Raw genomic sequence first — 18,568 nt, 5'->3', positions numbered from 1 at the left:
ACGTCGAAGGCCCGAAGCACATCGCTTCGGGCCTTTTCGCTGCGTGGGGTTAGTCCACGGCGCCGCGCGCCATCAGCGCTTCACCGATCATCTTCGCCCGCCGCACGGAGCGGATGACCAGGGGAGTGCCGAACGCTAGGAGGGAGAAGCCAGCCCCGCGGGCTTTGCGGGCGTCGAGGACTTCGTTTGCGGTCGCGAGTGTCAGCGGAATCAGTCGAATGGTTAACGCGATGGTGAGCGAGATGAGTTCGCCTGTGCGTCCCAACGGTGCGAGTGCGCGGTCGAGGGCGTCAAGGAGTTCCTGGACCGGGGTGGTCAGTGTGAGCAGGTTCGCCGCCGCGATGGTGGCAAGCAGCCCGATGAGTAGCGTCGCCGCCGATTCGACGCCGTTTTGCCACACCATGAACGCGCCTAAAAAGATCAGGAAGGGCAGGAGTGGCACGAGTTGGCGCCACGCAATCTTCATTGGGATGCGTGCCCACAAGTAGAGCACCAGCACAAACCCGAGTGCGGCGGCTGCGTGCCAGGGCCGGGTGGGCAGGACAGTGACCCCGATGATGAAGACCACCAGCAGCACGAACTTCAGTGCTGGCTGCATGCGGTGGAGCAGTGTGTCGCCGGGGATGTAGACACCGAGGGGGAGTTCGCGGATCATGGTTTGTTATCCATGAGGTCGGTGTAGAACGCGATGGCGTCGGCGGGGTTGCTGTCGTAGACGAGTGCGCCGTCGTCGATGACGAGAACGCGTTCGAAGTCGCGCAGCATGTCCAGGTCGTGTGTGACCACGATGAGTTGCTGCTCGAGTGCGTTAAGTTCGCGCACGATTCGTTTGCGGTTGCGCAGGTCAAGCAGTGTCGTGGGTTCGTCTGCGATGATGGTGTCTGGTTTGATCACCATCACGGATGCAAGTGCGAGCATCTGTTTTTCGCCGCCCGACAGGGTGTGCGGTGAGTTTTCGGCGAGGTCGGTGAGTTCGAAGCGGGCGAGAGCGTCGTCGACACGCGATCGCACTTCGTCGCGGGGGAGTTTGAAGCGGCGAAGAGAGAAGGCGACGTCGTCGGAGACGCGTGGCATGACGATTTGGGATTCGGCGTCGGAGAAGACGAATCCGACGCGTTTGCGGACGTCGCGGCCTTGGGTGGTGGGGGAGAGGTCGTCGTAAAGCACTTGCCCTGAAGTGGGTTCGATGAGTCCGTTGATGAGGCGCACAGTGGTGGATTTGCCGGATCCGTTGGAGCCGATGATGCCGATGCGCTGTTCACTGAGGCGCGTAGTCAGTGGCTGGAGGACGGTGTTGCCGTCGTAGGTGACGGCTGCGCCTTTGAATTCGATGAGGGGCATCGTGCTTATCGACGACTACCACGCAGGTCAGGGAACGCCTGGTGCACTGCGATTGCGATGGCGATCATGAGGGCGACCTTGCCGGCGTCGGGCAGCAGGAATGGCACCTGTGCGGCCCATGCTGCGCCGAAGGACATCTCAGCGCGGGCCATGAGGCCGAATACGCCGCAGAGGTACTGGAAGAACAGGGCAACGTAGCCGGCGACGATGAGGACGCCGATCGTAGCTGCGGTGTTGCGGCGGAATGGCGCACGGTAGGCGATCAGGCCCGCGACGGTAGCGGAGACGAGGTAGCCCACAAGGTAGCCCACGGTCGTGCCGCCGAGTGCGGAGATGACGGTGCGGCCGCCTGCAAGCACGGGTAGTGCGAGGCCGACCAGGAGGAAGATACCTGCGGTGAACAGGCCGCGGCGCCAGCCGAGGACGAGGCCGGCGAGGATGATGGCTGCGTTTTGCAGCACGATAGGCACGCCTGCGGCGCCGACGGGGATGGAGACGAAGCCGAGAGCGATGATGATGGCCGCGAAGACGGCGATGAGCGCAATGTCCTGCGCGGTGGAAGATTTACTCATGCGCGGCAGTGTACCTGAACGCCGTTCAATAACGCGTGTTCGGGTAGCGTGTTGAGTCATGCGTTTGACGGAGTTTCATCAACTGGTCGAGGACGAATTTGGCGCGGGTCGAGCCAAGTGGATTATCGATACGCAGGTGATACCGGGCTACGAGCGCACCGCGGCGGACATGATCGAAAGTGGTGTCGATCCCCGCGAGGCGTGGCGCGGACTCTGTGAAGCGTTTGACATTCCGGAAGAGCGCCGACTTGGCATTGACAGGCCCGGGTTTTGAATTCCCGTTCGAACACGCTTGCGTGTACAGTGTTCGATGTCGTAGCCGCATTCTAAAGTGGCTCCTGTATTCGCCCCCGAGGAACTTTCCCTGTTTTGGAGGGAACCGAAGGGTAGGCGCGTGCGTCTAATAGGCACGGACTAACACACAGTGTGGATGCGGCAACCGTCGCACCACCGACAATTTGGAGGAAAACACCACATGGCAACGAAGAAGAAGACTGCCGCTTCCGCCGCGAACTCGCGCCAGAACGCGCTCGACGCTGCGCTTGCGATGATTGAGAAGGACTTTGGCAAGGGCGCCGTCATGCGCTTGGGCGACGAGAATCGCCCGCCGATTCAGTCAATCTCTTCCGGCAACACTGCTATCGACGTTGCCCTTGGTATCGGCGGCTGGCCACGCGGCAGGGTCGTGGAGATCTACGGCCCGGAGTCGTCCGGTAAGACGACCGTTGCCCTGCATGCGATTGCGGAGGCGCAGCGCGCAGGCGGCATCGCGGCGTTCATCGATGCCGAGCACGCCCTCGACCCTGACTACGCCCGCAAGCTTGGCGTGGATACCGACAATCTGCTGGTCTCCCAGCCAGATACGGGTGAGCAGGCGCTTGAGATCGCGGACATGCTGGTGCGCTCTGGTGCTATCGACATGATCGTGATCGACTCTGTTGCAGCGCTGACCCCGAAGGCTGAAATCGAGGGCGAGATGGGTGACTCCCACGTCGGCCTCCAGGCACGTTTGATGTCGCAGGCACTGCGCAAGATGACCGGTGCGCTGTACAACTCCGGGACTACCGCGATCTTCATCAACCAGCTGCGTGAAAAGATTGGCGTGATGTTCGGCTCCCCGGAGACGACCACTGGCGGTAAGGCCTTGAAGTTCTACGCGTCTGTGCGTTGCGATGTCCGCCGTATTCAAACCCTGAAGGACGGCCAGGATTCCATCGGTAACCGCACCAGGATGAAGGTTGTGAAGAACAAGGTTTCCCCGCCGTTCAAGATCGCCGAGTTCGACATCATGTACGGCGAGGGCATCTCGCGGGAGTCCTCCATCATCGACATGGGCGTGGAAAACGGCATTGTGAAGAAGTCCGGCTCGTGGTTCACCTACGAGGGCGACCAGTTGGGGCAGGGTAAGGAAAAGGCGCGCCTGTTCCTCAAAGACAACCCGGACCTGGCCGACGAAATCGAAGACAAAATCTTCCGCGCGCTTGGTGTGGGCAAGTATGCCAATGTTGACGACGATGCCTTGTCGGATGATCCGGTGGACATGGTGCCCAACATCGATTTTGACGACGAAGACGACGCCAAGGCGGACGAGAAGTAGCATATGGCGGACCCCGAAAAGATTGCGCGCCTCAAAGCTGCTCTCGAGGCGTACGAGCCGGGGTCGGGTTTCATCGACCACGCACATGAGGAGGCGAAGGCGCCGGTACGCAAACGCGCATTAGGGCTGCTGGATCAGCGGGCGCGCTCGCGTGAGGAGCTGCGTGGTCGGCTGATCAAGGCCGAGTTTGAGCCCATGCTTGTCGACGAAGTTCTCGACGACCTCGCCAGCTCAGGCCTGCTCAACGACGCAGCATTTGCTTCTGAGTGGGTGCGTCAGCGCGCTGCGCGTCGCGGAAAGTCTGCTCGTGCGCTCGATATGGAGCTGCGTGACAAAGGGGTGGGTAGTGCGGACCGTGCGGCTGCGCTCGAGCAGATCACAGACGACGACGAAGAGCGCATCGCCCGCGGGGTCGCCGAAAAGGCGGCGCGCAAGGTGAAACACGCACCCGAGGATCGGGCAGAGTACGACAAGTTTTTGCGCCGGATCGTTGGGGCGCTTGCCCGCCGTGGGTTTCACCAGGGGCTAGCGATGCGCCTGGGGAGGGAAGCGCTCGACGAACGCATCGCCGAGTGTGCAACCCACCCGTGACGCGGGCTTAGTGTTTCTCCACGGGGTTGTCGATCTGCTGGTAGCCGGGGGCTTGCCAGTCGAGGTTGACGGTGTCCTTGGTGTCTAGACCGACTTCCTTTCCGGCGGTGGGCACCTTGGCAAAGGGGTTGCGGCGTGCTCGGCCGGCGCGTAGTTGGCGCTCGACGCGGGTAGCGAGCATTGTCAGTGCGTAGTTGATCAGGATCATGATGATGGCCACCACGATGAGCGACGCCAAGTAGTTGCGGTTTGCAGAGGCTACCTGCGTGCCGGAGCGGACAACCTCGACGTAGCCAATTTGGTACCCCAGAGCGGAATCCTTCAGCGCAATGACCATCTGGGAGATCAGTGCGGGGAGCATGGCTGCGACGGACTGGGGCAGCAAGATCTTGCCCATCGTCTGCCAGTGGCTTAAGCCAAGTGCCTGGGCGGCTTCGGTTTGGCCGCGGGGTAGAGATTTGATGCCGGCGCGAAGGATCTCGGCGATAACGGAGCCGTTGTAGAGCGTCAGTGCTACAACGACGGCCCAGAATGCGAGGGATGCTGGCGGGACGATTTTGTATACCGCGAAGACTTGGTAGAGGAAGATCATGAGGAGCAGCACTGGGATTGCGCGGAAGAACTCGACAACCACAGCGCAGAAGCCTCGCACGATCTTGTTTGGGGCAAGGCGGCCAAGTCCGAAGATGACACCGAAGACAATTGCGAGCAGCACTGATAGGGCGGCGGCTTTAAGCGTGCCGACGAGGCCAGGGATGATGTAGGTGGTCCAGGTGTTTGCCTGGACGAAGGGGGTCCAGCGCTCGGCATCGAGTTGGCCATGCGAAGCCAGTTTGCTCAGTACCCACCAGCCGACGAGCAGAAGGACAATGGTGGTGATTGCTGTGTAGATGTAGTTGCGGCATACTGCTTTGGGCCCGGGGGCGTCGTAAAGCACGGTTGCTCGGAGTGAGGATGGCATTATCGTTTCACCGCCAATCGGTTTGACAGCCAGCCGATGGCAAGCCCTGTTGGCAGTGTGAGCACGATGAAGCCGAGGGCGAAGATGCCGAAAATGGCGAAGAGCTGGTTTGCGTGGAATTCGATGGTGGATTTCATCAGCAGCGATGCTTCCGCGACGCCGATGACCGATGCGATCGTGGTGTTCTTCGTCAAAGCGATCAGCGTGTTGCCCAGCGGAACGATTGCTGCACGCAGAGCTTGGGGGAAGATAATCAACGAGAAGATCTGCCCGAAGCTCAGTCCGAGGGAGCGTGCGGCTTCGGCTTGTCCGAAGTGAACGGTGTTGATGCCGCTTCGGAGCGATTCGGCGACGAAGCACGAGGTGTACAGGATGAAGCCGAGGATTGCGAGGCGGAAGTTTTGGTCTGCAAGGTAGGTGCTGGATTCGCGGCTCGCGAGCTCAAGGCCAAGGTTTTGGTAGAGGCCAAACGAGCAGAACAGGATCACAAGTGTCAGCGGGGTATTGCGGACGGTGTTGATGTAAAACGCTGACAGGTTTCGCAGGATGGCAACGGGGGAGACCCGCATTGCGGTGAGCAGGGTGCCCAGGATCATTGATCCGATGGCGGAGTAGAAGGTCAGCTTGATTGTGGTCCAGAATGCTGGCCACAGTTTGGGCGCGAGATCAGCCCACATTGCATCCATGGCGGGAACTTCCAATACGTGAAGGAGATGAAGAAGGGTTGGGGCTCGGTGACCGGGTGGGGTTCACCCGGCCACACGGCGGGTGCTACTCGACGAAGGACAGGTCGCCGACCTTGTCCTTTTCAACACCCTGGCCGCCGTCGAGGTTGTCGTTGACGAACTTGTCAAAGGAACCGTCTTCGTAAAGCGCGTTGAGTGCCTTGTTGACGGCCTCGAGTGCGCCAGCGTCTTCCTTCTTCAGGCCAACGCCGTAGTGCTCGTTGGTGAACTCTTCGCCGTCCTTCTTCAGCTCGACGACCTTGAAGTCGCCCGGGGACTGTGCGGAGTAGCCACCGAGGATGGTTGCGTCGGTGGTGAGGGCGTCGACGTTGCCGTTGCGCAGTGCTTCGACGCAGGAGGAGTAGGTGTCGTACTCCTGGAGCTGGACGCCCGGCAGGGTGTCCTTGACCTTCTGCGCCGGGGTGGAGCCGGTCACAGAGCAGAGGATGCGACCGTCGAGGGATTCGAGGCCGGTGATGTCGGCATCGTCGGAGCGTACGAGCAGGGCCTGGTGGGTCAGGAGGTACGGACCGCCGAAGTCGACTGCTTCGGAGCGGGATTTGTTGATGGAGTAGGTCGCGGCGATTGCTGCGACTTCACCGTTTTGCAGCACGGTTTCGCGCTGTGCCGAGGGGGTTTCGCGCCAGGTGATTTCTGGATGCTCCCAGCCGTTTTCGTCGGCAATGTGGTTGACCACGTAGGTGGCGACGTCGACGTCGAGGCCGGTCATGGAGCCGTCGGCTTCGCGCAGGCCTAGGCCCGGCTGGTCGTACTTAGTGCCGAGGGTGACGTTGCCGGCCTCGATCTGTGCGAGAAGGCCTTCGGCGTCGCCGGCGGAGTCGCCGCCGCAGGCGACGAGTGTGGTGGCCGCGAGCAGGGCTGCGGCAGTGGTCGATGCGAAACGTGCGGTGCGCTTCATGGTGATTCTCCTTGTAAGAAACGTGGGTGGGTTAATGAGGCAGGATTTTGCCGAGGAAGTCTCGTGCACGGCTGGACTGCGGGTTGGTGAAGAACGATTCGGGGTCGGTGTCTTCGACGATTTCGCCATCGGCCATGAACAAGATGCGGTCGGCAACTTTGCGGGCGAATCCCATTTCGTGGGTGACCACGACCATGGTCATGCCGCTTTCGGCGAGTTCAGCCATGACGTCGAGGACCTCGCCGACCATTTCGGGGTCGAGGGCGGAGGTGGGTTCGTCGAAAAGCATGACTTTCGGCTCCATCGCAAGGGCGCGTGCGATTGCGACGCGCTGCTGCTGGCCGCCGGAGAGCTGTGCCGGATATTTTTCTGCCTGGTTGCCGATGCCCACGCGGTCGAGCAGTTCGCGAGCGCGTGCGGTGGCGTCGGTCTTTTTCACCTTGCGGACCTTGATGGGGCCCAGGGTGACGTTGTCCAGAATGGTCAGGTGCGGAAACAGGTTGAACTGTTGGAACACCATGCCTACGTCTGAACGGAGGTGGGCCAGTTCCTTCCCTTCGGCGGGGAGGGTACGGCCGTCAATTTCGATCGTGCCTTCCTCGATGGTTTCGAGGCGGTTGATCGTCCGACACAGGGTGGACTTTCCCGATCCGGACGGTCCCAGCACTACGACTACTTGTCCGCGGGGGACTTCAAGGTTGATGTTTTGTAGTGCGTGGAAGTCGTCGAAGTACTTCTCCACACCCACCATGCGAATCATGGGTTCGGCAATCTCCTGTGTCATACAAGGCACAGTAGGCCAAAACTGTGATGCGGGTGACCAAAACTGGGAAAGTGTTTGTCATTTGCGGTTAGGTTTGGGCGCTTTGCCTGGTTAGACTGTCTCGCCGTGACTACGGCAAATACCTCTGAAAACACCACTTCGCGCACCTATGAGGTGCGGACGTTCGGCTGCCAGATGAACGTGCACGATTCTGAGCGTCTTTCGGGTCTGCTCGAGGATGCTGGGTACGTGGCGGCAGACGAGGGGGCTGAGCCCGACCTGGTGGTCTTCAATACCTGTGCGGTGCGTGAAAACGCGGATCAGCGCCTGTATGGCTCGCTCGGACAGTTGAAGAACACGAAGGCGAATCATCCGGGCATGCAGATTGCGGTCGGCGGGTGTTTGGCGCAGAAGGATCGCGACACGGTGATTGAGAAGGCACCGTGGGTCGACGCCGTCTTTGGCACGCACAACATCTCCGCATTGCCGGCGTTGCTCGATCGCGCACGGGTGGAGGACGAAGCCCAGGTAGAGATTGTTGAGTCGCTCGAGGTGTTTCCGTCTGTCCTGCCGGCGAAGCGCGAGTCTGCCTACGCCGGTTGGGTGTCTGTGTCGGTGGGCTGCAATAACACGTGTACGTTCTGCATCGTGCCGTCGTTGCGTGGTAAGGAGCAGGATCGCCGCCCGGGCGATATTTTGGCGGAGGTGCAGGCGCTCGTCGATCAGGGTGTGTCCGAGGTGACGCTGCTTGGTCAGAATGTGAACGCGTATGGCGTGAACTTTGTCGACGAGGACATGGAGCGCGACCGTTCTGCGTTCTCCAAGCTCTTGCGTGCCTGTGGCGACATCGAGGGCTTGGAGCGTGTGCGTTTTACGTCGCCGCACCCGGCGGAGTTCACCTCGGATGTGATTGACGCGATGGTGGAGACTCCGAACGTGTGCCCGCAGCTGCATATGCCGTTGCAGTCGGGCTCCGACAAGGTGCTCAAGGACATGCGCCGTTCCTACCGGTCGAGGAAGTTCCTTGGGATTTTGGAGGAGGTGCGTGAGAAGCTTCCGCACGCTTCCATCACCACTGACATCATTGTCGGGTTCCCGGGTGAGACTGAGGAGGATTTCCAGGCGACGCTCGATGTGGTGGAGAAGGCTCGTTTTACCTCTGCGTTTACGTTCCAGTATTCGCCGCGTCCGGGCACGCTGGCTGCGGAGATGGAGCAGCAGATCCCGAAGGCTGTGGTGCAGGATCGTTTCGAGCGCCTGCTTGCCTTGCAGGATCGCATTAGTGCCGAGGAGAACGAGAAGATGATCGGCACGGAGCAGGAGTTGCTTGTGCAAGCGGGTGGCGGACGTAAGAATGACCGGACGCACCGCATGTCGGGTCGCGCTCGCGATGGCCGCCTGGTGCACTTCGCGGTTGAGGGTGACATTGATGGCGAGATCCGCCCGGGCGATTACGTCACTGTCACCATCACTGAGTCCAAGCCGCACTTCCTCATTGCAGATTCTGGGGTGCGTAACCACCGTCGTACGAAGGCTGGCGACAATTCTGCCGCAGGCCAAGTGCCGACGACTGCACCTGTCGGCGTGGGGCTTGGCTTACCGACGATCGGTCAACCGCCCAAGCAGCCCACCGGCGATTCGTCCTGCGGCTGCTAGGGGCTACAGTGGCTGCTATGACGCAGCAGGATTCGCAGACGTTGGCTCACGCGGAGAAGTCCGCCGCTTCGCAGATCACGATGAGGGCGAAACGGTGGGTGCTCGCCGCGTGTGCGGTGGTGTACCTCGTGGCGTTGGTGTTGCCGTTTGCAGGTGGGGTGGCCGGTTGGCAGGTTTTGGGGCTGACCCAGGCGTCGCGCGATGCGCGCACTTCGGTGGCGGAGTACTTGTTTGTGTGGTTTTCCTTCATCGGTGTTGGGGTTTTGACATCGCTCGCAGTTGCTTTGCGACGATTCGCCGTCACCCTGCCTGCCTGGATGGTCACAACGGTCTCTGCCGTGTTTTCCATCCTCGGCATTTGGTTGCGCAACCAAAGTGCTCCGGAAACCTCACGCGACATCGGCTACTACCTGGCCATGTTGGCTGTGTTCGTTGCGGTGTTCACGCTGTTCCCGCTGATCCTGTCTCGCTCTGAGGCACAGGTGAAGGTGGCCGACGAGCGCGCGAAGGTGCAGCAGCGCGACGACGTGGCGTTGCTGCAGCAGTCGGCGACGCATCAGGCGAACGCGCGCGAGGAGAACCCGCTGCTTGTCGACGACCGCCGCGCCCGCGCCGCCGAACGCCACCGCAAGATTTAGACCTTTTGCCACCCTGTCGTCGCGGAAACCACTTCCGCGCCGACCGTTTTCATGATGGCGGCTGCTGGCGCGGAGTCGGCGGGGTAGGAGCAGTACACAGTCTCCAAGTCTTCCCAGGTTGCGTGTGCTCGCTCGAGTGAAGCGCGCAGCAGGGATTTGCCGATGCCACGGCCGCGGTGCTCTGGCAGGACGTAGACAAGACCGAGTTCGCAGACCTTCGGGTCGTCGGCGTGGAAGCGCACGACTTCGCAGAGCCCGACGATGACGCCGTCGACGTAGGCCAGCCCGGTCAGTTGCGAGCCGCCTCGGTCTTGCAGCCTCGCGCCGGCGTCGCGGATGCGCTCAAGGTCCCAATTGATCGTGTCCATCACGAGCTCGCCGCGAGGGTAGTCGCGCGATGCCGCGGTGAGCAGGCTGGAGAACTGTTCCACTTCGTTCGCGCCGGCCTTGCGCTTGGAAAAGAACCCTGGGCCTTCGATGACTGCGAACTCGGCTGCCACAGTACGAGGCAGTGCCTCCAGTGCAGTGATGCCGAACGTGGCCTGGTCTTCCCGGAAAGCAGCGGCATAACCGGCTTCGGCCAGCGCGGGGGATGCCGGGGCGTCGGGCAGGTGGGTGACCCAGAGTTGGCGGATGGGGCGTTCGAGGCGGGTGGAGAGGTCGTCGAGAAGCGACAGCGCTGCGGCCCACGGTTCGGGCGGTTCATCTTCGCCGGGCATGGGCGCGATCTCGGCGTCGAAGGTGAAGTTCGCTTCGATCACGCGACGGTCTTCGAGCAAAGGCAGGGAGATGAAGAGCCAGGCGTCGGTGTGGTCGAGGTCGTCGTCGAAAAGTTCGCGGTAGCCCAAATCCGTCACAGGGCGGGGTGCCTGCTGGGAGGTGAGCACGAAGAGGATTGCTTCCGACTCGGCGGACGGCTCGAGGCGCTTCGCAATGTGCGATGCGGACACACCAGAGGTGGCAAGGCCTGTGATGTCTTGGATGGCGAGCGTGGCGGAAAATGCGTAACCCCCGACCACTGCCTCCGATGAGCTGGGCCGGGGGACGTACTGCTGTGGTGTGAGCACTAGCCCTCGTTCACAGCCTTCGCAGCAACGTCGGCGAACTCCTGCCACTGCTTCGCCTGCTCACGCAGCGTTGCTGCCTTGGCGGCGTTGCCCTTGGCCTCCGCCTCCTGAGCCTGGCGCTCGAAGTCGTCGGCCTTGACCTGGAACTGGTTGACCTTGTCCTGCTGGGCAGGGTTGGTCTTGCGCCAGCGGGAGTCTTCGGCCTCGGAGACGCGCTGCTCGATGCGGGCGATCTTGTCCTCGTACTCGCGGATGCGACCGCGTGGTACGAAGCCGATCTCGTCCCACTTGTCCTGCAGTTCGCGCAGTTTCGCCTTCGCGGCGCCGAGGCCCTTCGCGGGGTCGATCTGCGCGTCGTATTCGGCGATCAGCGCATCCTTGGCTTCTGCATTGGCCTCGAATTCGCGGTCGCGTTCCGCGTTGACGGCGTTGCGGGCTTCGAAGAAGTGGTCCTGGGCGGCGCGGAAGCGCTCCCAGAGCTTGTCGTCTACCTCGCGTGGGGCGCGGCCGGCGGCCTTCCATTCCGTCATCAGGTCGCGGTAGGCGCGGGCGGTGTTGCCCCAATCCGTGGAGTCCTTGAGCGCTTCGGCGCGGTCGACGAGTTCTTCCTTGATCTTCTTTGCCTGGGCGCGGTTGCGGTCCAACTCGGCGAAGTGGGCGCCACGGCGACGGTTGAAGCTGTCGCGGGCGCGGGAGTAGCGCTTCCACAGCTCGTCGTCGGTTGCGCGGTCGATGCCGCGGATGCCGCGCCACTCCTCGAGGATGTCGCGGATTCGGTCGCCGGCGCGCTTCCATTCGGTGGAGTTTTCTGCCAGGTCTTCGGCCTCGGCGGCGAGTGCTTCCTTGCGGGCGATCGCTGCCTTACGCCGTTCCGCCTTTTGTTCCTTGGCCTGCTCGCGGGCATCGGCGGATGCGGCAATCGCAGCATCGAGGCGGGTTTCGACGGCGTCGAGGTCGCCGATTACTGCGGCGTCGTCAAGCGAGGCTTTCAGCGCTTCGGCGGATTTGCGGATCGCGTCTGCGTCTTCCGGGTGAGCGCGCAGACGGGTCTCGATGAGTTCGACTTCGGTAACCAGGTCGTCATAACGCTGCCCGTAGTGTGCGAGGCCTTCCTCGGGCGTACCTGCCTGCCAGGACGCGATCTGGCGTTCAGTGCCGCCGCGGGTGAGGAAGACGTTGCCGTCTGCATCAACACGGCCAAACTTCGACGGGTCCGACGGGGTACGGGCCGGAACAGGCGCCGGTGTAACTGACGGGGCGGCAGGCGCCGCGGCCGGGCGTGGCCGAGGCTTCGGACCCTTCTTCGCCATGGCGGCAGGCGAGGGGATCTTGCCAGAGGTGTTGGTGGGGTTCGACTCGGTCATAGTGGTCGTCCTTTCCGCGGCCTTGGGGCCGCACTGTGCCGCGCGCCGCGGCTGCCTTTGCGCAATGCATGCGATCGTACAGCCACACGCATCGCTGCGGGGTGATTTGGGTCTCTGGGTAGGGTTGAGCGGGTGAGAGCAAACCTTTGGATCATCCCTGGATCGCCTGCGTTGGCGCTCTCGCCCCACGACGACGCCTCGCAGCGCCTCCTCGCCGCCACCCGTGCGTTGGCAGAAACTGCAGGTGGCCGCGCCATCGACATCGTCTGCTCGCTCGACGAGCAGTGGCACACGGCGCACACGGGGTCGTTTCGTGCCTGGGGCGGCCCTGACATCACGGTGCGTAGTGGGAACCACTTAGGAGAGCTGGTCGCTAGGTTTGCGCTGGGGGACCCGGAGGTTCGCGAGGTACGTTCGCGCATTGACGACCCTGACCTCGCCGCCATCACCGTTGTCGTCGTCGACGGGCCTGCGGGGTTAACTCCGCGCGCCCCGCTGGCCTTGGTGCCCGGCGCGCCGGAGACGCACGAGGCCATTGTGCGGTGGTTGGACGGTGGTGAAGCTGTGCTCGTCGATACGCAGGTGCTCGAACCGGAACTGTGGCGCGAACTCGCAGGACTTGAGCGCAAGGATGCGCGGTTGATCGATGCCGATGACACGCTGGGTGTCGGACGGTATGTAGCGGAGTGGAGCGTATGAATCCCATTGCAGTTGTAGGGCCCACTGCCAGCGGCAAGTCCGCGCTTGGCATTGCGCTGGCGCACGAGTTCGGCGGGGAAGTGGTCAACGTTGATTCGATGCAGCTGTACCGGGGCATGGACATCGGCACCGCGAAGTTACCGGTGGAGGAGCGCGAAGGCATCACGCACCACCTGCTGGATATCTGGGATGTGACCAAGACCGCCTCCGTCGCGGAGTACCAGACGCTTGCCGTGGCCACGGTTGAGGAGATCATGGCGCGTGGCAAGGTGCCGGTGCTGGTGGGCGGTTCGATGCTGTATGTGCAGTCGCTTATCGACGCCTGGTCCTTCCCACCCACCGACCCCACCGTGCGCGCCCGCTACGAGGCGCGTCTGGGGGAGATCGGCGTCGACGCGCTGCACGCCGAACTCGCCGAGGTCGATCCGGAAGCAGCCAGCATCATCGAGGACAAAGACCCGCGACGTACCGTGCGCGCCCTCGAAGTCATCGAATTGACCGGCAAACCGTTCAAGGCTTCCCAACCGCCGAAAAATGCCCCTCCACGTTGGGGCACACGTATCCTCGGTTTGCGCACGAATGCCGAGTGGCTCAACCCCCGCATCGAGCTGCGCACCCGCATGATGTTCGAGCATGGGCTTATCGACGAAACCCGCGCCCTGGTCACAGACGGCCTCGTCCGCAATTCCACCGCCGGTCGCGCCATCGGCTACGCGCAGGTCCTCGCCATGTTCGACGGGGAACTCACCGAAGAACAAGCGCTTGAGCAGACCATCACCGGTACTCGCCGTTACGTGCGCCGGCAGCGCTCGTGGTTCAACCGCGACCCGCGCACGGTATGGCTCGACGCCGCCGATTCGAACGTGGTGGAACTCGCGTTAGACTCGCTGGCGTGAAGTTCCTGAAAGCACATGCCACCGAAAACGATTTCGTCGTCCTGATCGACGTCGACGACCAACTCGACATCACCCCAGAGTACGTCGCCTTCCTGTGCGACCGCCGAGCCGGCGTCGGCGGCGACGGCCTGCTGCGTGTCGTCCGACGTGACGGTATGTGGTTCATGGACTATCGCAACGCCGACGGCTCCATCGCAGAGATGTGTGGCAACGGCATCCGTGCCTTCTCCCATGTGCTCGTCGCCGAGGGGCTTGAAGATGCCCGCGAGTTCGACGTGGACACCCGCGCCGGTGTCAAGCACATCCGTGTGCTCGAGGCTGATGAGGCCGATGCCGTCGTCTCCGTCGGCATGGGGGCGGTTCAGGTCACCGGTGTATCCACCGCATCGATGGGGGACAACCAGTTCGCTGGCATCGGCGTGGACGTGGGCAACCCACACCTCGCCTGCGTGATCCCGGAGCTGACACCTGAAGGGCTTGCGGAAATGGATTTTGTCGCCCCGACCTTCGACCCGGAGTTCTTCCCTGAAGGCGTCAACGTCGAAGTGCTTACCGAACTTCGCGACGGCGAGGCGCACATGCGCGTCTGGGAGCGCGGCGTCGGGGAGACACGCTCCTGCGGCACCGGCACGGTTGCTGCAGCGCAGGCAGTGCTTGCAGACGCCGGAATTGAAAACGGTGCCGTCACCATCAACGTGCCCGGTGGTGCCGTCAAGGTCGAGCTCAACGACGGCGTAGCCACCATGACCGGTCCGGCCACCATCGTGTTCCGAGGAGAGCTGGTCAGCACACTTTAGCGGAAAGTTTTTGTAAACCACGTGTGTGGGGGATTTTCCTGCCTTACAATGCACCTGTCGTTGTATCCCCAGCCACCCGACAGGAGTTTCCCATGCAACGCAAAGTAATCGCCTCGGCCGTCGCGCTCGGCCTCTCGGCATCCTTGATCACCATCCCTGCTGTAAATGCTGCTGAGGTTGGCAAAAAGGGCGAAGGCACTTTTGGAGAAATTTGCCTACTTCGTCTGACGGACGCTGAGCAGGCTTACCGTGACAAAGTTGTGGGAGATAATTCTTTAACTACTCTTTTCAGGGATACGGCAGCTGCAATTGAAGTGGTCTATCCGCAGGTAAAAGCGCCTGCCGATGCTTTTCTTAACAACCCGACCGTGAAGGCTTATCTCGAAGCAAAGCAAGCGAAGCTTGAGCCGGCAGAAGGGATAGCGGATGCCTATGAAGCTTTAACTGAGAAGGAATCACACCGTTTTCCGGAGAAGTCCGAACTGGCCTTTGCCTACATCGCATATCTAGAATCCCGACTGGGGGCCGCCTACCCTTCGCCGGGGGACCTTGGAGACTCGAAACAGTTTCTGACGTCGAGGGTTGTTGCATCCGACGACCCGTATAAGGCATCGAGCTTTTTTGATCTGTTGGATGAAGATGAAGAGGACATGCCGATTCCAGCAAACAAAATTGCTGCGTTGCAGGCAGCATTTGAAAAGACACCGTACGGCCGGATGTTGCGGGTGATTGAGCGTGACTTCGGCTCTGCAATGACTGCAGCGCAGAAGGCTTGCTTGGCTGGTGGGGACCGTACTATTGCGTTCCCGACCAAGCCTTCCAAACCAAAGCTGGACGATAAGACCAAGCCGGGTGACAACAACCCGGGTGACAACGATAAGGACGCTGGCTCGAGCGATGCCGGCAAGATTGTCGGCATCATCGCCGGCGTGCTTGCTGCTCTCGGTCTGATTGCTGCAGGTATTGTGTCGTTCGCACCGCAGCTTGGGATCAAGTTGCCGTTCTAAAACCGCAACGTTAAACCGTTACGCCGGGCCGATCTCTTTTGCGGCCCGGCGTGCGTCGTCCCAGGCCTCCTGAAGTTCGAAGGCGCGCTCGTCAGCGACCATCAGGATGCGTTCCAACTGGGTTTTGTCGGTGCCGGGGGATTCGAGATAACCGTCGACGCGCTCAATGAAGCGTCGCGCAGAGGATGCTCGAAGCAGAAACTCGTTGATTTGGGGCACAGAGTTATCGGGGTTTGCCAGGGCGGGGTAGTGCAGCGTCCGGTCTGCGATATCGGCGGCTGATGCGCCGTTTTGGAGCTTCTCGTATGCGTCGAGAATTTCGAGGATGTCGTCGCGCGCGTACTGCAGTGACGAGCGCATTGCTGCCACTTCGGGGTCAGGCTGCAGATGTCGGCTGATGAAGAATGCACAAACAATCAGTAGGGCAGACACGAGCAGACCGGGTAGTTTCAGCGTCAAGACAAGCACTACTGAGGCGGCGAGTACGAGCGCGCCGAGTAGTGCTCGTGAGAGGTCTTTGTCCGGTGAACTCATGGTTCAAGCCCTACGGGATTAATGGCCGCCGCAACCGCAGGATCCGCCGCAACCGCCGCAGCCGCCACCGGTCGGAGTGGGGATGGAGCCGGCCATCACTGCGGTGCCTGCGATGACGGAGTCGCGCGACGGCAGGTCGCCGTCGGGCAGGCATACGTCGAACGGGAACGCGGCGTCGACGGAGACGTGGATGAAGCGCTGGCCGGTCAGTTCGGAGGTGCGGTATTCCGCATCCAGTACGCGGCCGGAGAATTCGGCGCGTGCGTCCGGGGTAGCGGCGGCACCGGATGCGACTGCTTCGGCACCCGGGGAGGTTACCGTGCCAACCACCGCTCCCGGGTGCAGGGCCAGGTAGGCATCGGTTGATGTGTAGCACTCCGCTGTCAGCGCGAGTGCGGTCACGGAGAGTTCTTGCCATTGGAGCGTGGGCTCGTCGACAAGCAGCGGCCCCTGGGCAAGATTCACGGTCAGGGATGCCATCGCGTTGCCGCGTGGGTCCACCACATCGGCGAGCGCAACTACGTCGTTGATTGGGGTGACGTGGGCGTATGCGCGGGTTACGGAGTCGAAACCTGCGAAGGTGGCAAACGGCTCAACTGCCAAAATGTTGAGCTGCGCACCTGAGGGGTCGGCGTATTGGATCAGTTGGCCGCCGCGCACTTCACCGGTGACTGCGAGACGGTCGGTGGCAATGGCGGCTTCCACAGCGTCCTGCCACTTCTCAAAGTCCAAGCCGATTGCGGCGAGGTCGTTGCTGATTGCTGTGCTCATGGCGCCCGATAATAGTCGCAGTCGCACACGGGGAAGAATCTCGGCCGTATCTGCGTTTAATGGGGTAGATATGAAGAGGACATTTCAAGCTCCATTAAAGGATGTAATGACTGAACCCCACCTTGACCGTTTCGGCGGTAACCGTGAGCGCTTTTTGCGTGACGACGACACCACGCCCGAGCAACGCGCCCACGACGAACTTCTCCGTGAGGCTTTTCGGCACAACACCGTTCCCGACGAATCCGCACCGACGGTAGGCGCGCTTGACCTGGAGGAGCGCAACGCGTTTCGTTCCGTGACCGGGTCGACCGAGATCCGCTCGCAGGACCAAAAAGACATCACCGAGGTGGAGTACCGCAAACTCCGCATCGAACAGGTCTTGCTCGTTGACGCGTGGACCGAAGGCACCCTTGCGGAGATTGAGGCTCGCATGTGGGAGCTTTCAGCACTGGCGGAAACAGCCGGCGCTGAAGTCGTCGACATGCTGTATCAAAAGCGCGACAAACCTGATCCGGGTACTTACATCGGCTCCGGCAAGGTTGCGGAGTTGCGTGAGATTGTGCTGTCTACCGGCGTTGACACGGTGATTTTTGATGGTGAGCTTTCGCCGTCGCAGATGATCGCGCTGGAGGAAGCCCTCAAGATCAAGGTGATCGACCGCACGATGTTAATTCTCGATATCTTCGCCCAGCACGCGAAGAGTAAAGAGGGCAAAGCACAGGTCAGCCTTGCGCAGATGGAGTACCTCTACAGCCGTACCCGCGGTTGGGGTGGCAACCTGTCGCGTCAGGCGGGCGGTCGTGCTGGCTCCAACGGCGGTGTGGGCCTGCGTGGTCCTGGTGAGACGCGTATCGAGGCCGACCGTCGCCGCCTGCGCACCGAGATGGCCAAACTGCGCCACCAGCTGCGCGATATGGAGACTGCCCGAGAGATCAAGCGCGCGCAGCGCCAGCGCTCCACTATCCCGAAGATCGCGATCGCGGGCTACACCAACGCGGGTAAATCCTCGTTGATCAACGCGATGACGGGTGCGGGCGTGCTGGTGGAGGACGCGCTGTTTGCCACTCTCGACCCATCGACGCGCAAGGCCAAGTTGGCAGACGGGCGCAACGTAGTGCTGACCGACACTGTCGGGTTTGTGCGCCACCTGCCTACCCAGCTGGTTGAGGCGTTTAAGTCCACGCTCGAAGAGGTCAGCGGCGCCGACCTTGTCCTGCACGTCGTGGACGGTTCGGATCCGTTCCCGCTGAAGCAGATCGAAGCAGTCAATGCGGTCCTTGCAGAGGTCACACGCGACTCGGGCGAGGAGATGCCGCCGGAGATCGTTGTGGTGAACAAGATCGACGACGCTGACCCGATCGTGCTCGCCGAACTTCGCCACGCCTTTGAAAAAACCGGCCGCACCGCGGTGTTTGTGTCCGCGCTGACGGGGGAGGGAATCGACGAGCTAGAGGCGCGCATCGAGCAGCACCTCAACTCTATCGACGCGCACGTGACCATGGTCGTGCCCTACACCCGCGGTGATGTGGTAAGCCGCGTGCACGAGGAGGGCACAGTGCGCTCCGAGGAGTACGAGGCAGAGGGCACGCGTATCGACGTCCGCCTGCCACGTGTCCTCGCCGACCAGTATGCGGAGTTCGTCGTCTCCTAAGCCTGGCGGTTCGGGTTGG

Annotated in this window: 21 protein-coding genes; 10 read left to right on the top strand and 11 right to left on the bottom strand. The window is 61.9% G+C overall.

Translation table 11 applies throughout. From position 1 onward, the window contains the following. Positions 1-49: 49 nt before the first annotated feature. From HMPREF2656_RS07800 to HMPREF2656_RS07790, 3 genes are read right to left on the bottom strand one after another with little or no spacing between them, the layout of a single operon-like run. Positions 50-655: an energy-coupling factor transporter transmembrane component T family protein gene (locus tag HMPREF2656_RS07800; RefSeq protein ID WP_070816270.1), complete on the bottom strand. Its 606-nt coding sequence runs from the start codon at positions 653-655 to the stop codon at positions 50-52. Further along, on the bottom strand, positions 652-1,341 hold the full coding sequence (locus HMPREF2656_RS07795; RefSeq protein WP_070816269.1) for an energy-coupling factor ABC transporter ATP-binding protein: 690 nt from the start codon (positions 1,339-1,341) through the stop codon (positions 652-654). The genes HMPREF2656_RS07800 and HMPREF2656_RS07795 overlap by 4 nt, the downstream gene beginning before the upstream one ends. A 5-nt stretch (positions 1,342-1,346) precedes the next feature. Next, entirely contained in the window at positions 1,347-1,913 is a 567-nt protein-coding gene (locus HMPREF2656_RS07790; protein WP_070422318.1) for a biotin transporter BioY, read from the bottom strand. Between the two features lie 58 nt (positions 1,914-1,971). On the opposite strand from HMPREF2656_RS07790, the gene HMPREF2656_RS07785 reads away from it, so the two are divergent. The 3 genes from HMPREF2656_RS07785 to recX all read left to right on the top strand — a co-directional run bounded on the left by HMPREF2656_RS07785 (position 1,972) and on the right by recX (position 4,101). Next, the gene (locus tag HMPREF2656_RS07785) at positions 1,972-2,187 is read left to right on the top strand and encodes a DUF3046 domain-containing protein (RefSeq protein ID WP_070422319.1); all 216 of its coding nucleotides are present in this window, start codon (positions 1,972-1,974) and stop codon (positions 2,185-2,187) included. Between the two features lie 201 nt (positions 2,188-2,388). Beyond that, positions 2,389-3,510 (top strand): recombinase RecA, encoded by a 1,122-nt coding sequence (recA, locus tag HMPREF2656_RS07780; protein WP_070422320.1) that lies wholly within the window; start codon positions 2,389-2,391, stop codon positions 3,508-3,510. A 3-nt stretch (positions 3,511-3,513) separates the two neighbouring features. Beyond that, positions 3,514-4,101 carry a recombination regulator RecX gene (gene recX / locus HMPREF2656_RS07775; protein WP_070816268.1) on the top strand — a complete coding sequence of 196 codons (588 nt, stop codon included), beginning with the start codon at positions 3,514-3,516 and terminating at the stop codon, positions 4,099-4,101. 7 nt (positions 4,102-4,108) lie between these two features. Here the strand turns inward: recX and HMPREF2656_RS07770 are convergent, their stop codons facing one another. The 4 genes from HMPREF2656_RS07770 to gluA form a co-directional block, all read right to left on the bottom strand. Then, a complete protein-coding gene (locus tag HMPREF2656_RS07770) occupies positions 4,109-5,062 on the bottom strand; it encodes an amino acid ABC transporter permease (RefSeq protein WP_070816267.1) in 954 nt (317 codons plus the stop codon). Then, positions 5,062-5,748 (bottom strand): amino acid ABC transporter permease, encoded by a 687-nt coding sequence (locus HMPREF2656_RS07765; RefSeq protein ID WP_070816266.1) that lies wholly within the window; start codon positions 5,746-5,748, stop codon positions 5,062-5,064. The genes HMPREF2656_RS07770 and HMPREF2656_RS07765 overlap by 1 nt, the downstream gene beginning before the upstream one ends. A gap of 85 nt (positions 5,749-5,833) precedes the next feature. Beyond that, positions 5,834-6,706: a glutamate ABC transporter substrate-binding protein gene (locus tag HMPREF2656_RS07760; protein ID WP_070816265.1), complete on the bottom strand. Its 873-nt coding sequence runs from the start codon at positions 6,704-6,706 to the stop codon at positions 5,834-5,836. A 31-nt stretch (positions 6,707-6,737) separates the two neighbouring features. After that, the gene (gluA, locus tag HMPREF2656_RS07755) at positions 6,738-7,466 is read right to left on the bottom strand and encodes a glutamate ABC transporter ATP-binding protein GluA (protein WP_168167285.1); all 729 of its coding nucleotides are present in this window, start codon (positions 7,464-7,466) and stop codon (positions 6,738-6,740) included. A 129-nt stretch (positions 7,467-7,595) separates the two neighbouring features. Between gluA and miaB the strand changes: the two genes are divergently transcribed. Further along, on the top strand, positions 7,596-9,125 hold the full coding sequence (miaB, locus tag HMPREF2656_RS07750; RefSeq protein ID WP_070816263.1) for a tRNA (N6-isopentenyl adenosine(37)-C2)-methylthiotransferase MiaB: 1,530 nt from the start codon (positions 7,596-7,598) through the stop codon (positions 9,123-9,125). 17 nt (positions 9,126-9,142) lie between these two features. Beyond that, complete coding sequence (locus tag HMPREF2656_RS07745) at positions 9,143-9,763, top strand: Rv2732c family membrane protein (RefSeq protein WP_070816262.1); 621 nt, start codon at positions 9,143-9,145, stop codon at positions 9,761-9,763. Here HMPREF2656_RS07745 and HMPREF2656_RS07740 read toward each other — a convergent pair. Both HMPREF2656_RS07740 and HMPREF2656_RS07735 read right to left on the bottom strand, forming a co-directional pair. Then, positions 9,760-10,830 carry a GNAT family N-acetyltransferase gene (locus tag HMPREF2656_RS07740; protein WP_070816261.1) on the bottom strand — a complete coding sequence of 357 codons (1,071 nt, stop codon included), beginning with the start codon at positions 10,828-10,830 and terminating at the stop codon, positions 9,760-9,762. The genes HMPREF2656_RS07745 and HMPREF2656_RS07740 overlap by 4 nt on opposite strands. Next, positions 10,830-12,194: a DUF349 domain-containing protein gene (locus tag HMPREF2656_RS07735; protein WP_070816260.1), complete on the bottom strand. Its 1,365-nt coding sequence runs from the start codon at positions 12,192-12,194 to the stop codon at positions 10,830-10,832. Before HMPREF2656_RS07735 ends, HMPREF2656_RS07740 begins: the two co-directional genes overlap by 1 nt. Before the next feature lie 132 nt (positions 12,195-12,326). Between HMPREF2656_RS07735 and HMPREF2656_RS07730 the strand changes: the two genes are divergently transcribed. From HMPREF2656_RS07730 to HMPREF2656_RS07715, 4 genes are all read left to right on the top strand, one after another. Beyond that, on the top strand, positions 12,327-12,893 hold the full coding sequence (locus HMPREF2656_RS07730; RefSeq protein ID WP_070816259.1) for a hypothetical protein: 567 nt from the start codon (positions 12,327-12,329) through the stop codon (positions 12,891-12,893). Continuing rightward, positions 12,890-13,789, top strand: coding sequence for a tRNA (adenosine(37)-N6)-dimethylallyltransferase MiaA (miaA, locus tag HMPREF2656_RS07725; protein ID WP_070816258.1), 900 nt, complete (start codon positions 12,890-12,892; stop codon positions 13,787-13,789). The genes HMPREF2656_RS07730 and miaA overlap by 4 nt, the downstream gene beginning before the upstream one ends. Then, on the top strand, positions 13,732-14,586 hold the full coding sequence (gene dapF / locus HMPREF2656_RS07720; RefSeq protein WP_070816257.1) for a diaminopimelate epimerase: 855 nt from the start codon (positions 13,732-13,734) through the stop codon (positions 14,584-14,586). The genes miaA and dapF overlap by 58 nt, the downstream gene beginning before the upstream one ends. Positions 14,587-14,678: 92 nt before the next feature. Next, on the top strand, positions 14,679-15,593 hold the full coding sequence (locus tag HMPREF2656_RS07715; protein ID WP_070816256.1) for a hypothetical protein: 915 nt from the start codon (positions 14,679-14,681) through the stop codon (positions 15,591-15,593). Positions 15,594-15,611: 18 nt separating this feature from the next. On the opposite strand, the gene HMPREF2656_RS07710 is transcribed toward HMPREF2656_RS07715, so the two are convergent. Then, positions 15,612-16,127 carry a hypothetical protein gene (locus HMPREF2656_RS07710; protein ID WP_070483813.1) on the bottom strand — a complete coding sequence of 172 codons (516 nt, stop codon included), beginning with the start codon at positions 16,125-16,127 and terminating at the stop codon, positions 15,612-15,614. Between the two features lie 18 nt (positions 16,128-16,145). After that, entirely contained in the window at positions 16,146-16,898 is a 753-nt protein-coding gene (locus HMPREF2656_RS07705; protein WP_210400970.1) for a hypothetical protein, read from the bottom strand. A gap of 106 nt (positions 16,899-17,004) precedes the next feature. Here HMPREF2656_RS07705 and hflX point away from each other — a divergent pair, with 106 nt between their 5' ends. After that, positions 17,005-18,549, top strand: coding sequence for a GTPase HflX (gene hflX / locus HMPREF2656_RS07700; protein ID WP_083319482.1), 1,545 nt, complete (start codon positions 17,005-17,007; stop codon positions 18,547-18,549). Positions 18,550-18,568 lie beyond the last annotated feature (19 nt).

It is taken from the genome of Corynebacterium sp. HMSC034B08, assembly GCF_001835805.1.
GTDB classification, from domain to species: Bacteria; Actinomycetota; Actinomycetes; order Mycobacteriales; family Mycobacteriaceae; genus Corynebacterium; species Corynebacterium coyleae.
The sequence above is the reverse complement of the archived record's forward strand: the minus strand, read 5'-3'. Positions and strand labels throughout refer to the sequence as shown.